At 69.5% G+C, this 14290-nt stretch carries 11 protein-coding genes; 5 read left to right on the forward strand and 6 right to left on the reverse strand.

Annotation, left to right across the window (positions count from 1 at the left end):
* Nucleotides 1-5 precede the first annotated feature (5 nt).
* The 3 genes from FHR82_RS15935 to FHR82_RS15945 are packed head-to-tail and all read right to left on the reverse strand — an operon-like array spanning nucleotide 6 to nucleotide 3031.
* A complete protein-coding gene (locus FHR82_RS15935; RefSeq protein WP_184811147.1) occupies nucleotides 6-824 on the reverse strand; it encodes a carbohydrate ABC transporter permease in 819 nt (272 codons plus the stop codon).
* The gene (locus FHR82_RS15940; protein WP_184811148.1) at nucleotides 821-1750 is read right to left on the reverse strand and encodes a carbohydrate ABC transporter permease; all 930 of its coding nucleotides are present in this window, start codon (nucleotides 1748-1750) and stop codon (nucleotides 821-823) included. The genes FHR82_RS15935 and FHR82_RS15940 overlap by 4 nt, the downstream gene beginning before the upstream one ends.
* Nucleotides 1751-3031 carry an ABC transporter substrate-binding protein gene (locus FHR82_RS15945; protein WP_184811149.1) on the reverse strand — a complete coding sequence of 427 codons (1281 nt, stop codon included), beginning with the start codon at nucleotides 3029-3031 and terminating at the stop codon, nucleotides 1751-1753.
* A 249-nt stretch (nucleotides 3032-3280) separates the two neighbouring features.
* Between FHR82_RS15945 and FHR82_RS15950 the strand changes: the two genes are divergently transcribed.
* Genes FHR82_RS15950 through FHR82_RS15960 form a run of 3 tightly spaced genes read left to right on the forward strand, consistent with a single transcriptional unit; the run spans nucleotide 3281 to nucleotide 7409 of the window.
* Nucleotides 3281-5494 carry a glycoside hydrolase family 3 N-terminal domain-containing protein gene (locus tag FHR82_RS15950; RefSeq protein ID WP_184811150.1) on the forward strand — a complete coding sequence of 738 codons (2214 nt, stop codon included), beginning with the start codon at nucleotides 3281-3283 and terminating at the stop codon, nucleotides 5492-5494.
* Nucleotides 5494-6558, forward strand: coding sequence for a Gfo/Idh/MocA family protein (locus FHR82_RS15955; protein WP_184811151.1), 1065 nt, complete (start codon nucleotides 5494-5496; stop codon nucleotides 6556-6558). Before FHR82_RS15950 ends, FHR82_RS15955 begins: the two co-directional genes overlap by 1 nt.
* The gene (locus FHR82_RS15960) at nucleotides 6549-7409 is read left to right on the forward strand and encodes a DUF6807 domain-containing protein (protein WP_184811152.1); all 861 of its coding nucleotides are present in this window, start codon (nucleotides 6549-6551) and stop codon (nucleotides 7407-7409) included. Before FHR82_RS15955 ends, FHR82_RS15960 begins: the two co-directional genes overlap by 10 nt.
* A 328-nt stretch (nucleotides 7410-7737) precedes the next feature.
* On the opposite strand, the gene pcaDC is transcribed toward FHR82_RS15960, so the two are convergent.
* Nucleotides 7738-8871 (reverse strand): bifunctional 3-oxoadipate enol-lactonase/4-carboxymuconolactone decarboxylase PcaDC, encoded by a 1134-nt coding sequence (gene pcaDC, locus FHR82_RS15965; RefSeq protein ID WP_184811153.1) that lies wholly within the window; start codon nucleotides 8869-8871, stop codon nucleotides 7738-7740.
* A gap of 49 nt (nucleotides 8872-8920) precedes the next feature.
* Nucleotides 8921-9694: a PIG-L family deacetylase gene (locus FHR82_RS15970; RefSeq protein WP_184811154.1), complete on the reverse strand. Its 774-nt coding sequence runs from the start codon at nucleotides 9692-9694 to the stop codon at nucleotides 8921-8923.
* A gap of 68 nt (nucleotides 9695-9762) precedes the next feature.
* On the opposite strand from FHR82_RS15970, the gene FHR82_RS47425 reads away from it, so the two are divergent.
* On the forward strand, nucleotides 9763-10977 hold the full coding sequence (locus tag FHR82_RS47425) for a DUF4241 domain-containing protein (RefSeq protein WP_184811155.1): 1215 nt from the start codon (nucleotides 9763-9765) through the stop codon (nucleotides 10975-10977).
* Nucleotides 10978-11179: 202 nt separating this feature from the next.
* A complete protein-coding gene (locus FHR82_RS15980; protein ID WP_225944030.1) occupies nucleotides 11180-12199 on the forward strand; it encodes a hypothetical protein in 1020 nt (339 codons plus the stop codon).
* A 76-nt stretch (nucleotides 12200-12275) separates the two neighbouring features.
* On the opposite strand, the gene FHR82_RS15985 is transcribed toward FHR82_RS15980, so the two are convergent.
* A complete protein-coding gene (locus tag FHR82_RS15985; protein ID WP_184811156.1) occupies nucleotides 12276-14252 on the reverse strand; it encodes a hypothetical protein in 1977 nt (658 codons plus the stop codon).
* Between the last annotated feature and the right edge of the window lie 38 nt (nucleotides 14253-14290).

Raw genomic sequence — 14290 nt, forward strand, 5'->3', positions numbered from 1 at the left:
GAAGTCTACTTGCTGCCCATCCCGGCGAGGCCTGCGATCAGCCACCGGCGTGCCACGAGGTACAGGACGAACACCGGCAGCGCGGTCATCATCACCGCCATCATCATCCCCGGCACGTTGATCTGGAACTCCTGCTTGAAGCTCGTCAGGCTCAGCGTCAACACCCGCATGGACGGGTCCTGCGTCAGCACCAGCGGGAACAGGAACTGGTTCCACGCCCCGAGCGCCGTGTACGTGCCCACCGCGGCGATCGCGCCCTTCGACATCGGGATGACCAGTTGCCACAGGATCCGGAACGGGCCCGCGCCGTCGACCGTCATCGCGTCGTACAGCTCCGCGGACACGTCTCGCAGCGAGCCGACCAGGACCAGGATCACCAGCGGCAGCCCGAAGGCGACCGTGGGCAGGATGATCGCGGTCAGTGAGTCGTAGAGCTGCATCCGGTTGATGATCAGGTACAGCGGGATGATCGTGGCCTGCGCGGGGATCGCCATGCCTGCGAGGAAGATCCGGAACATCGTGCTCGAGAACCAGCTCAGTGAGCGGACGATCGCGTAGGCCGCCGGGATCGCCACCAGCAGAGTCAGCCCCACCGACGCCGCCGTCACGATCACCGTGTTCAGCAGGTAGCGCATGAAGCCGCTGTCCAGGACCTCGGCGACGTTGCTGAGCGTGATCGAACCCGGGATCGCCAGCGGGCCGCGGTCCAGGAAGCTGTCACGAGTCTGGAGGCTCCACGAGACCATCACGTAGATGGGGACCCCGACGAGCACCAGCCACATCGCGGACAGGGCGCCCGCGGCGTAGTTCGGTCTGGTCTTCACAGGCCCTCCAACGTGCTGCGCATCTTCCCGAAGCCCGAGAACCTGACGATCAGCAGCGAGATCGCGGTCGCGACGATGACCAGCACCGACGCGATCGTCGACGCGTAGCCGAACTCGTAGGACCGGAACGACCGGAAGTACATCTCCAGCGGCAGCGTGCGGGTCGACGCGGCCGGGCCGCCGTTGGTCAGCAGGAAGATGGTCTCGAAGTACGTGAGCGAGCCGACGATCATGATGGTGGACGACGTGATGATCGTGTTCTTGAGCTGGGGCAGCGTGATGTACCAGAACTGGTGCCAGCCACCCGCGCCGTCGATGTAGGCCGCGTCGTACAGCACCTTCGGGATGTTCCGCGCCGCCGCCTGGTAGAGCAGCGTGTGGAACGGGATGAACTGCCAGCCCACCACGATCACGATCGCCGTCAGCGCGCCTGACGTGGTGCCGAGGATGTTGCGCAGCGGCTCGAAACCGCGCCCGATACCCACGTACGGGTCGAACAACCTGTTGTACAGCAACGCGATCGCGGCGGTGGACAGCAGGAGCGGCAGGAAGAACAGCGCCGACAGCACGGCCCGGTTGCGTTGCGCGCCCGCCGCCCACACGCCGAGCAGGATCGACAGCGGGGTCTGGGTCACCCAGCACAGCCCGGTCAGCAGCAAGGTGGTCGAGGTGACGTCCCAGATCGCCTCGTTCTCGAACATCCGCACCCAGTTGTCCACGCCGACGAAGCCGGGCGTGCCGATGCCGTTCCAGTCGGTGAACGACAGGTACAGCACCAGGACCAGCGGGAACGCCGCGAACAGGCCGAAGAACACCAGCGCGGGCAGCAGGTACAGGGCGTTCGGCCGGTTCACCCGCGCCTGCCGCCGCCGCGGTGGCGCCGGTGCCGGCCGCACCGGCGCCCGCGACTCCAGGGCGACCGACATCTACGCCGCGTCCTCGTTGGCCTTGACGAACCCGGCGGCGTCCATCTGGCCGAGGAACACCTTCGCCAGCGCGTCCAGCATCGGCTGTGCCTGCGCGCGCTCGATCGCCTGGTCCCACGACAGCTGGAACGTCGGCGCCTGGTTGACCATGTCGTAGACGACCTTGGCGAACGCCGGGTCCGCGGCGTTGTCCATCCTGGACTCGAGCCCGGACACCGCGGGCACGTCGCCCGCCTTCAGCCACTGGTCGACGTACGCGTCCGAGGACATCTCCTGCTTCAGGAACTCGATGGCGTGCTCGACGTGCGCGGAGTCCTTGCTGACCGAGAAGTAGTTGGTGGGGTTGCCGACGATCGCCTTCGGGTCGCCGACGCCGCCCTCGACGATCGGGAACGGGATGAAGCCTTGGTCGTTCTTCGCGTACTCCGGCTGGTCGTTGACCTGGTTCGTGTACTCCCACGAACCCATGAGGTGCATGGCTGCCTGGCCCTGCGCGATCAGGTTCGACGCGCCGGCGCCGTCCCACCGCACGGACGCGTAGCTGTCGCCGAAGCCGCCGCGGTCGACCAGCTGGCGGATCATGTCGATGGACGTGGAGATCGCCGGGTCGCGCCACGCGTCCTTCTTGCCCGCGGCGATGCGGTTGAACACCTCGGCGCCGCCGATCCGGTCGACCAGGTACTCCGGCCACACCAGCTCGGTCCACGCGTCACCGCCCGCCAGCGCGAACGGGATGATCCCGTTGGACGTGAACCGGTCGACCGCCGCCATCAGGTCGGTCCACGTCCTCGGTGGCTGGACACCGTGGTCGTTGAAGACCTTCTTGTTGAAGAACAGGATGATCGGCTGCATGCCACGCGCGGGCACGCCGTAGTACTTGCCGTCGATCTGGCCCGCGTCGAGGACCGACGGGAGGAAGCTGTCCTTCCACGCCGTGTCCTTCTCGAAGTACGGGGTCAGGTCGACCAGGAGGTTGTCCCGCGCGTACGTGCGGATGCTGCCGCCGCCCCAGTTGTAGAACACGTCCGGCTTGCTCGAGCTGCCCATGGAGACGTGCAGCTTGTCGGTGTACCCGTCGTTGGGGGACGCGACGATCCGCGCCTTCGCGTCGGAGTTCTTGTTGAACCGGTCGACGGCGCCCTCGTGCGCCACGTTCTGGGCCTCCTCCTGGAGAACCCACACCTGGAACGTGCCGCCGCCCCCGCCGCTGGAGGTGGCGTCGGTGCCGCACGCGCTGGTGCCGAGGACGCTCGCGCCGACACCGGCGCCGAGGAGGCCCAAGAAGGATCGTCTGGGTAGCCGCTGGGAAACCATGGGCGCGCCTTTCAGGAATGGCCCGCGCGCCGAGGCGGACAGCAGCTCGCCCCAGCGCGATCAACCTGCCGTAAGTTTCGGAATCCATCCGGTAGTTGGACGGAGATTACGACGCTCGTCACAGCGAGGTCAATCCCTTGCTACCGGTACATGTCGCGGTTAGCTTGAGATTCTGCCGGTTCTTGCCGGTCGAAACTTTCGGGAATGGAGTGCGCGATGCCCGACGAGCCGTGGCGGGATCCGGCGCGGTCGGTCGATGAGCGGGTCGCCGACCTGGTCGATCGGATGACGCTGCGCGAGAAGCTGGGCCAGTTGTACGGGGTGTGGCTCGGACAGTCCACTTCGGAGGAACAGGTGGCGCCGTTCCAGCACGAGCTGGTGGACGACGACCTCGACTGGCCCGAGCTGATCAAGAACGGACTGGGGCAGCTGACCCGGCCTTTCGGAACCGCGCCGATCGAGCCGGCCGCGGGCGCCGAACGGGTCGCGCGGCTGCAGGAGGAGGTCATGGCGGCGGGACGCTTCGGCATCCCCGCCGTCGTGCACGAGGAGTGCCTTTCGGGGCTGATGGCCCACGGCGCGACGATCTACCCCACCGCGCTCGCGTGGGGTGCCGCGTGGCATCCGGCGCTGGTCGAGGAGATGGCGGCGACCGTCGGCGCGACCATGCGGGAAATCGGTGTGCACCAAGGGCTCGCGCCCGTGCTCGACGTGACCCGGGACGTGCGCTGGGGCCGCACCGAGGAGTCCATCGGCGAGGACCCGCACCTGGTCGCGGCCATCGGCACGGCGTACGTGCGCGGCATGCGGTCGGCCGGGATCATGCCGACGCTCAAGCACTTCGTGGGGTACTCGGCCTCGCGGGGCGCCCGCAACTTCGCGCCGGTCGCGGCAGGCCCGCGCGAGGTCGCGGACGTCCTGCTGCCGCCGTTCCTCGCGGCGCTGAAGGCGGGCGCGGAGTCGGTCATGCACTCCTACGCCGACGTCGACGGCGTGCCGCCCGTCGCGGACCACGCGCTGCTCACCGGCTTGCTGCGGGAGCACTGGGGGTTCGAAGGGACGGTCGTCTCGGACTACTTCGGCGTCACGTTCATCGAGAAGCAGCACCACCTCGCGGCCGATGCCGGTGGCGCGGCGGCACTCGCGCTCGCCGCGGGCGTGGACGTGGAGCTGCCGCAGGTCAGGTGTTTCGGCACGCCGTTGCTGGACGCGGTGCTCGCGGGGGACGTGCCGGAGTCGCTGGTGGACCTCGCGGTGACCCGGGTGCTGCGGCAGAAGTGCGTGCTCGGCATGCTCGACCCCGGCTGGCGGCCGGCCCGGCCGTCTGTGCCCTCCACAGTGGACCTTGATCCACCGGAAGGGCGCGCCCTCGCGCGGAAGGTCGCCGAGGAGTCCGTCGTCCTGCTGGCGAACGACGGGGTGCTGCCGCTGCGCGACGGCGTCAAGGTCGCGCTCGTCGGCAGGCAGGCGGACACGGACGCGGCGATGCTCGGCTGCTACACGTTCCCGCGCCACATCCCGACCGCGCCGGAAGGTGTCGCGATCCCGACGCTGCGCTCGGTGCTGCCGCACGACGTGTACGTGCCGGACGGCGAGGACGCGGTCGCGGCGGCACGGGACGCCGACGTGTGCGTGGTGGCGCTCGGCGACGAGTCCGGGTTGTTCGGACGCGGCACGTCCGGTGAGGGCACCGACGCCTCTGACCTGCGGGTACCGGGCCACGAGCTGCTGGAGGCGGTGCTGGGGACGGGCACGCCGGTCGTGCTGGTGCTGCTGACCGGGCGGCCGTACGCGCTCGGCTCGTACGCCGACCGGTGCGCCGCGATCGTGCAGGCGTTCTTCCCCGGCGAGGAAGGCGGGCCCGCGATGGCGGGTGTGCTGACCGGCGCGGTCCAGCCGTCCGGCCGCCTGCCGGTGAGCGTGCCCGCGGACCCGTTCGCGTCACCGTCGCCGTACCTCGGGGCGCCGCTGGCGCGGGTCAACGGCAGCAGCTCGGTCGACCCGACGCCTGCCTTCCCGTTCGGGCACGGGCTGTCGTACACGAGTTTCGAGTGGACGGACGTGACGAGTGACGGGCTGACCGCCGCGGTGACCGTGACCAACACCGGTGCCCGGGACGGCGCCGAGGTGGTGCAGCTGTACCTGCACGACCCCGTCGCGCAGGTCGTCCAGCCGGTGCAGCGGCTGCTCGGGTTCGCGAAGGTGTGGCTGGCGCCGGGCGAGTCGCGGCGCGTCGAGTTCGCGGTGCCACCGGAGGCGACCGCGTTCACCGGTCTCGCGGGGAAGCGGATCGTGGAGCCGGGTGACGTCGAGTTGTGGCTGGCCGCGTCGAGCGCGGACGTGCGGCAGGTGCTGCCCGCACGCGTCGAGGGTCCGGTTCGTGAGATAAGCCCGGGCGAGGAGTGTGACACACGCGTTACGGTGAGTTGATGGACCTGTCGTGCGCGATCGTGGGAACCGGGGTGATCGCCGGGTTCCACGCGGAGGCACTGGCCGGACGGGCGCGGATCGTCGCGGCCACCGACATCGACGCCGCCGCGCTCGACGCGTACGCGTCGAAGTGGTCGGTGCCCTCGGTGTACCCGACCCTGGACGAGCTGCTCGACCACGAGAAACCGGACCTCGTCACGCTGTGCACCCCACCGGGACTGCACGCGCCGCAAGCGATTGCGTGCCTGTCCCGCGGGGTGTCGGTGCTGTGCGAGAAGCCACCGGTGCTGAGCCTCGCCGAACTGGACGCGATCGAGGCGGCGACGGGCGACGCGTTCTTCGCGACCGTGTTCCAGCACCGGTTCGGCAGCGGCGCCGCACGCCTGCGCGGCCTGATCGGCGACCCGCGGCTGGGCCGCCCGACCACGGCCGTGTGTCACACGCTGTGGTTCCGCCCGGACGAGTACTTCGCGGTGCCGTGGCGCGGGAAGTGGGAGATCGAGGGCGGCGGCCCGACGATGGGGCACGGGATCCACCAGTTCGACCTGCTGCTGTCGGTGCTCGGCGAGTGGACATCGGTGGTGGCGGTGGCGGCCCGCCAGGCCAAGCCGACCGCGACCGAGGACCTGTCGGCCGCGATCGTGACGTTCGCGAACGGCGCGGTGGCCACCGTCGTGAACAGCGTCGTGTCGCCGAGGGAGCAGAGCTACCTGCGGTTCGACTTCGAACACGCGACGGTCGAACTGGACCACGTGTACGGCTACGCGGACCACAACTGGCGGGTCACGGCCGCACCGGGCCACGAGACGGAGATCGCGTCGGCGTGGGCGGCAGGTCCGTCGGGCGTGGCGAGCGGGCACAAGGCCCAGTTCGCGGCGGTACTGGACGCGCTCTCCTCCGGTACGGCACCACCGGTGACCCTGCGGGACACGAGGCTGACGGTGGAACTGATCGCCGCGATCTACGCGTCGGCGTTCACCGGCGCGAGCGTGCGGCGGGGCGAGCTGACCACGGATTCGCCGTTCTACCACCGGATGGACGGGACGGGCGCACCGTGGAACTGACCGACGACGGGGCCGCGCTACTGGTCGCACACGATGGCGTCTCGCTGTGCCGGTACGTGTACCGGCCATCGGAACCGCGGGTGGAGTCGCCGAGACCGTACTTCCACCCGGTGCGCACGCTGACCGGCGACGTCGTGTCGATCTATCGCCCGCACGACCACGTGTGGCACAAGGGCATCTCGTGGTCCCTGCCGCACGTGGGCCCGCAGAACTTCTGGGGCGGCCCGACTTTCGTGCGGGACAAGGGTTACGTGCAGCTGGACAACAACGGCACGCAGGCACACCGCGGCCTGACCGTCGACGACGGCACGGTCACGCAGGAGCTGGACTGGCTGGCCGCCGACGGTTCCCGGTGGTTCCGCGAGGAACGCGTCCTGCGCTGGTCCATTGTGGACGGTGGCTGGGTGCTGGTGTTCACGACGGCCATGACGAACGTGACCGATGCGGTGATCCCGATCGGCAGCCCGACCACCGCGGGCCGCCCGAACGCCGGTTACGGCGGCCTGATGTGGCGCGGCCCGCGCTCGTTCACGGACGGCGAGGTCCTGCTGCCGACGGGCACTGGCGGCGACGAGCTGATGGGGAGCCGGTCGCCGTGGCTGGCGTTCCGCGGCCGCCACGACGGGCACGGCCGCACGTCGACACTGGTGTTCGTGGACGCGCCGAAGAACCAGGGCCACCCGGTGATGTGGTTCGTGCGGTCGTTGCCGTTCGCATGCGTGTGCCCGGCACCGTTCTTCGCGGCGGAGGTGCCGGTCGAGCCAGGCGAGGCGCTGCGGCTGTCGTACGCGGTCGCGGTGGCGGACGGCGCACCGCATCCGGAGCAGCTGGTGTCACAGGTCAGCTGGTGACACCCAATGCCCTGAAAGACGACGCTGTCGAGACAACTGCGATGCCACGAAGGGGACCTTCGTAACACCCGCTGCGATGAAGGACCCCTTCGTTGCGCTCACCGTGATGAAGGACCCCTTCGTAACGCCCGGTGTGACGAAGGGGCCCTTCATGACATCGGGCCACGTCCTGAAAGCGCCTTTCACGGCACGAAGGCCAACCGAGCACGGGGCAGACCCGCACCCAACCGCAGCCAAACAACGAACCCCAAGCCATCCCAGAGACCTGCCCCTCCGGCGAGGAGCCCCCGGAGGGCAACCCACCCGCCAAAGACACCCCGAAAGCGTCTCAGGGGCATGACTCCTCGTCGGCCAGCGTGCGTTGCGCGATGGCGAAGGCCGCGTTCGCGGCCGGGGCGCCCGCGTACACGGCTGTGTGCAGCAGGATCTCCGCGATCTCGGCCTCGGTCAGGCCGTGCTTGCGGGCGGCGCGGACGTGCATCGGGATCTCCTCGTGCGCGCGCAACGCGGTCAGCGCCGCCAGGGTCACCGCGCTGCGCGTGCGGCGGTCCAGGCCGGGGCGTGACCACACCGAACCCCACGCGCCTTCGGTGATGTACTCCTGGAACGGCCTGGTGAACTCGGTCGTGCTGGCCTCCGCGCGGTCCACGTGCTCGTCGCCCAGCACCTGCCTGCGGGTCGTCGTGCCGAGTGCGCGGCGGTCGGGGCGCAGGTGGCCGAGGATCAGGCCGGTGAACACCTCGGGCTGTTCGACGTTCCCGAGGTGCGCGGCGTCCGGCACGATCTCGAGCCGCGCGCCCGGGATCGCATCGGCGATGCGGCGGCCGTGGTCCGGCGGGGTGGCGGGGTCGTCGGCGCCCGCGATCACCAGCGTGGGTGCGGTGACCGTCGGCAGCGAGTCCGCGATGGACATGGTTTCGATGGCGGTGCAGCACGACGCGTAGCCCTCGCCAGGGTGGCTCGCGACCATGTCACGCAGCCAGTTCGCCTTGTCCGGCTGGGACTTCCTGAACCCGGGTGTGACCCAGCGGTCCACCGCGGCGTCGGCGAGCACCGCCATTCCCCGTGTGCGGGCGGTCTCCGCGCGTTCCCGCCACATCGACGCCGGGCCGAGGGAAGCGGACGTGCAGCACAGGACCAGCCGGTCCAGGCGTGCCGGCGCGTGTTCGGCCAGCCACATGCCGACCATCCCGCCCAGCGACAGGCCGACCAGCGAGACCCGCTGCAGCGAAAGGCGGTCCAGCAGCGCCAGCAGGTCCTCCGCCAGTTCGGCCAGTGTGTACGGGCCGTCGGGCGCGGGGGAGGAGCCGTGGCCGCGGTGGTCGTACCTGATGACCTGGAAACCGGCCGCGGTCAGCGCGCCCACCTGCGGGTCCCACATGTGCAGGTCGCTGCCGAGCGAACCGGCCAGCACGACCGGCGGGCCGTGCCCGGTGACCTCGAAGTGGACGTCGACCGTCATGCCGCCACCTCGCCTGCTCCGTGGCACCGGAACGCTCCGCGAGCTCCGCTCATGCCATCAGGTCCGTCTCGGTGATCCCGGGGCCCTGACCAGCGCGGATGAACCACTCGGTGCCGAACGCGAAGATGAACGCCTCGTCGGGCATCGAGAGGAAGAACGACTGCTCGCTGATCTGGCTCGCGTGCGCGCGCATCGCCTTGCGCTTGTGCCCGGTGTAGGCGGTGACGTCGACCATGCAGGTGATCTCCGACTCCGGCGTGCCGAAGTCGGGGCCCATCTCCGGCACCTCGACACCGGTCCGCTCGGCGAACTCGCGCTGGCCGGCGAGCGCGCGGTCGCGGTTGATCGTGGCCTGGTAGACCTTCTGGGTGCCGGCCAGCTCGGCCGCCCGCATGCCGACGCGGTGCACCTGGATGTGGTCGGGGTGGCCGTAGCCGCCGTGGTCGTCGTACACGGTCAGCACGTCCGCGTTCTCCTCGCGGAGGATCGCGGCGAGCTTGGCGGCGGCCTCCTCGACGTCCGCGGTCCAGAACGTGCCGGGCGCGTCGTTGGTTGGCTCGCCCATCATCCCGGAGTCGGTGTAGCCGAGGAACTCGATCCGGTCGACGCCGAGGATGTCGGCGGACGCGCGGGTCTCGACGACCCGGCGCTGCCACAGCTCCTCGCCGTCGTCGAGGAAGCCGTCGGGCACTTCGCCCAGCTCACCGCGGGTCGCGACGACGAGGACGACCCGGTGGCCCTCCTCGTGTGCCTTGCGCATTACACCGCCGCAGGCGATGCACTCGTCGTCGGGGTGTGCGTGGAAGGAAACCAGGGTGGCCATGATGGAAACCTACGCGAGGTGTCAGGATCCTGGGGTGACCACCACGAAGACCGAACGGAGCTCGCGTAGTGAGCATTGATGCCGCCTTCACCTCTGCCGAAGTCGTCTACTGCGAGGGCTGGGACCCCGAGTCGGCGACGGTCGTGCGACCACTTCCGGAGTCCGTGGCGCGGGAGCGCGACGAGGCGGGCGAACAGTACGCCGTCGTGTTGCTGGCGGAGGGCAAGCCGTTGGCGCTGGTCGAGGTGTGCTGGCAGGCCCACCACGCGGCGGCCTGGCTGTTCGACGACCAGGGCAGGCGCGACCGGATGGTGGAGCTGCGCCGGTTCCCCACCGCGGACGGCGTCGGCATGCTCGTGCTGCGGTTGGCCGAGCAGTGGGTGTACACCTCGCCGGACCAGCTCGAGTTCGACACGGGTGTGCCCCAGCGGTCGAGCGAGTACGGCCTGGACGGCGACCGCCACGACTGGGGCTGGTCGGACGACCTCGATGAGGTCGAGCCGCTGGAGCTCGCGAAGACGTCCCGGCCGATGCCGCGGTTCGGCGACTGGGTGACGCTCGCATACCTGGACGAACTGCTGGCCGAGCCGGTCCGGCTGACGGTCCGCGAGGTCACCGACGCGGGCCCCGAGGTGGAGCTGCCGTGGCACCCGCCGACCCCGATGCGGCCGGCCGGCCTGGACGAGATGTTCACGGCGGGTGGCCGGTTCCGGCTGGACGACGACGGCCGCGAGGTGACGGTCGAGGTCGTCGACGGCGGGCGGCTGTGGCTGCCCAGTGGGAACCTGATCGCGGCCGACCCGGACCCGTGGATGTTCGAGCAGGAGCCCTACGTCGATGTCGTGGAGCCGGGGGAGTACCCGCTGGTGCTCTCGGTGGTCCGGTTCGCCGACGACCCCGGCCACGCCCGCGTGGCGGCGGCCAAGCTGGTGATCAGCGACGCGCAGGCGGCGCGCTGGGAACCCGCGCTCCGCGAGGGCGAGGACGTGCGGATGCTCGGCGACGACAGCTACTTCTCGGTCGGCGTCGACGGCGGCCTGCTCGCGCTGGTCGACGCGGAGGTCGCGGAGTCCTACGAGGACACGATCGAGGACGTGGTGTTCTCCGGCCACGTCACGAACGTCCCGGAACCGGAGTCGGGCGCGAACCTGCTCGCGGTCGAAACGGGCTGGGGCGACGGCGGCTACCCCGTGTGGGTCGGCCGCACGGAGTCCGGCGCGGTGACCAGCTTCGTGTTCGACTTCATGATCCTCCGCAACGCCACACCGTCGGCGGTGTCCTGAATGACGCGTTCGGGACGCTGAGGGCCCTTTCGGGGCACCATTTCCGCCGGGCCGGTTTCCTTTTTGGGAAATGCGGAGTCGTCTGCCTGTTGTCTCAACGGGCAATGGGGTGGTGGCCTGTCCGGGATACCGTCGTTTCGCCGGTTTCGTAGATCACGGGAATGTGTGACCGGCGAATGGTATCCCTGTGAGAGGTGACGTGATGTCCAGTAGTTTACGACCGGGCCAGCCTGCCGAAAATGTGGAGGTCGCCGATTCCGGTGACGTGTCGGCCGCCTATCCGGTCATCCCCGCCGCTGCCACGAGTGCGTTTGTCAACGGCCATTTCCCCCGGCGGCGGTGGAAGGTCGTCGGGTTCAGCGTGCTCGCCGGGTTCCTGCTGACCGTGATCTGGTCGGCGTCGTTCGTGGACAGCGTCATCGGGGACAGCGTGGCCAACGCGATGCTCGGCCACGACGCGAAGGAGACGGCCATCACCGGCGCGGCCGCCGGCATCGTGTTCGCGTTCGTCTCCGGGCTCGCCGGCACGTTCACCGCCTGCAACATCGCGGTGTTCGGCACCGTCGCACCGATGGTCGGCGGCGCGGGCGGGCGGTGGCAGCAGGTGCTGACCACGTTGCGCCCCATGCTGTGGCTCGCCGTCGGCATGGTGGTGGTGTCCGCGGTGTACGGCGTGGTCGTCGGCCTCGTCGGTACCGGCATGCCGCAGTTCGACACCGCGGCGAGCCAGCCGGGTGAGATCCCCGGCAGGCTCGGCCAGTCGATGGTGGTGTTCGGCCTGATCGGAGTGGTCATGGCCTACCTCGGCCTTGCCTCGCTCGGGTTCGTGCGCGACCCCTTCGCGCGGATCGCGCCGCGCTTTCCCAACGCCCCACTGGTGTTCATGGGCGCACTGGTGGGGGCTTTCCTGATCGGCAGGCCGTTCCCGCTGTTCCGCATGCTGTTCCGGGACGCGGCGGAGTCCGGCAACCCGTTCTACGGCGCCGGCGCGTTCGTGCTCCAGTCGATCGGCAACATCGTGGTGCTCGCCGTGCTGATGCTGATCATCGCCTTCACGAGTGGGCGGCTCCAGCGCTGGCTGGCCGCCGACCCCCGGCGCCTGACGGTGCTCACCGGGGCGGCGCTGATCATCCCGGGTGTGTTCCTGGTCCTGTACTGGGACGTCCGGCTGCTCGCCATGCTCGACATCATCCCGTGGTTCCCGGTCGCGCCCTGGGTGTGAGCGCGGGCGACCCGCGGTACGCGAAACGGTCGGCGGTGGCTCGTTGCCACCGCCGACCGTCACGGCGTCAGAGGCTTCAGAGGCGGGAGAGGTCGAACCGGTCGGATGGCTTCGTCAGCCCCGCGATCGTGTTGTTGGCGCCGCGGCCCGAGCCCGTGTTGTCCTGGGACCGGGCCCACTCGCCCTCGTCCTTGCCCTTGGGTTTGAACAGGTAGTACCCGGCGTGGTGTTCGGGGAACGGCCGGTACCACTTTCCCTTGACGTGTTCGCCGTCCTCGTAGTAGCCGTCCGGCACGATCTTGCGCTGCCGCCAGTTCGCGAAACCCGCCGGGTCGACGGTGGCAGGCCAGAACTTCTCGGTCTCGGTGTCGAGGTAGCCCCAGATGACGCCGATGCGGACCCACAGGTGCTTGGTGGCGGTCATGCCAGCCGGCGCCGGGTGGCCGAGCGTGAAACCGACGGTGAGGTCGATCTCGTCGATGGCGCGGGCCCGGTTGTCGGTGGCGGGAAGGACGTCGAGGGGCGCGAGAACGTCGTCGTTCACCTGCCCTGGCCGGAACTCCAGGTCCGCCAGGTACAGCGCACCCACCACGCCGCCGATCCGCACGAGCCGGTGCGCCTTGCCGTCGTCGTCGACGAGCACGCCGCTGAGCACCTTCTCGACCGCCTTGCCGTCCTTGTCCACGGTCGGCCGCTCTGCGGCCTTCTCCTCGGCCGCCACCTTCGCGGCGAACGCCTCGTCCCGCTTCGGCATCCCGGAGACCAGCTTCTCCGCGAGCTCGTCCAGCTGCGCCTTGAGCGTGGCACCGTCCACCGCCTGCCCCGGGTCGATGGGGAGGTGTTCCCAGATCAGGGTGGCGATGTTGTCGCCGAGGCTGGACAGCACCGCCCCCTTGAGCGCGTTGAGCGGGTTGAGGATCTTGAAGAGGTCCTCCTTGAACGCGTCGAGCAGTGCCTGCCCGAACACGTCCGCCGCCCGCTTGACGACGTTGCCCTCCGGGGTCTGGCCCAGCTCCTCCTTCAACAGTTTGATCCGTGCGTCGAGGTACCCCACGAACGTGGACTCGATCGCCTGCCGTATGACGTCCCACGCGATATCGGAGTACTCGAACAGGTCGAGGACCGGGCCGATCGCCGCGTCGGCGCAGACCAGCGCCAGCTCCAGGTCGGCCTTGCGTTTGTCCACGAGCATCTGGGCCATGAGGGACTTGTCTTTGGTGTGCGCGTCCCACTTGTCGCCGTCGGCGTGCTTGTTGCGGTACTCCTTGACCCTGTTCTCGTTCGACAACGCGTAGGCCTGGCGGCGCACGATCGTCTCCACGATGGACAGACCGCGTGCGACGTTCCTCAGCGCGATGCTGACGGGAGTGGTGTAGGGGTTGGGGATCAGCCCGCAGATGTCGCCCGCCAGCGACATGCCCGCGATGCCGGACCTGACCGCGTAGAACGCCGTGCCCAGCTTGTAGTGCGGGTCATTGCGGACGATGGCCTTCACGACCTCGAAGTCGACGGCGTCGTCGAACCCCGCGCCGACCTCGTCCGCCTGTCTCTTGGTGTCCTCGATCAGGTTCCGCATCTTCGCGTTGAACGCCGTGAACGGTGCGAGGCCCGGCTGGTCGGCCACCAGCGGCAGCCGGGTCTGGAGCCCGCTCAGCTCGTTGAGGACGTCGTACAGCTTCTTGAGGAGCTTCTCCAGCCGCTTCGCGGCGGACTTCGCGTCGTCGCCGTGGACGGTCTTGTTGATGAACTCGTACTCACGCAGCCCGTCACAGATCTTGACGAGCTCCATGCTCTGGCCGATCAGGCCGGTCAGGTAGACGCGGTAGTCGCCGAACAGGACCTGGTACTCACCGACCACCTCGGCGACAGCTGGGTCGACCCGGATGCCTTCGGCCATCTCCTGCACCGCGACGTCCTGGGCGATCGGCGCCAGCGCGCGGGCGTCGACCGTCAGATGGGTCGCATTGCCGAGGCGGTTCTGCAGGGTGGTCCAGACATGTTTGCGCAGCACGCCGGCGATGGCGGACTTGTCCGCCTTGGCTGGGCTGGTCATGGTCTCGTGCTCCTCTCGGGGATTCGGTACCGGCGACC

This window comes from Actinophytocola algeriensis, from assembly GCF_014203735.1.
GTDB lineage: Bacteria > Actinomycetota > Actinomycetes > Mycobacteriales > Pseudonocardiaceae > Actinophytocola > Actinophytocola algeriensis.

Coding starts and splice junctions, on each gene's coding strand:
- pcaDC (WP_184811153.1), bottom strand. CDS start 8,871: ATGACGGTCGACGTCCACTTCGAGGTCACCGGGCACGGCCCGCCGGTC.
- FHR82_RS15940 (WP_184811148.1), bottom strand. CDS start 1,750: ATGTCGGTCGCCCTGGAGTCGCGGGCGCCGGTGCGGCCGGCACCGGCG.
- FHR82_RS15985 (WP_184811156.1), bottom strand. CDS start 14,252: ATGACCAGCCCAGCCAAGGCGGACAAGTCCGCCATCGCCGGCGTGCTG.
- FHR82_RS15950 (WP_184811150.1), top strand. CDS start 3,281: ATGCCCGACGAGCCGTGGCGGGATCCGGCGCGGTCGGTCGATGAGCGG.
- FHR82_RS15980 (WP_225944030.1), top strand. CDS start 11,180: ATGTCCAGTAGTTTACGACCGGGCCAGCCTGCCGAAAATGTGGAGGTC.
- FHR82_RS15955 (WP_184811151.1), top strand. CDS start 5,494: ATGGACCTGTCGTGCGCGATCGTGGGAACCGGGGTGATCGCCGGGTTC.
- FHR82_RS15970 (WP_184811154.1), bottom strand. CDS start 9,694: ATGGCCACCCTGGTTTCCTTCCACGCACACCCCGACGACGAGTGCATC.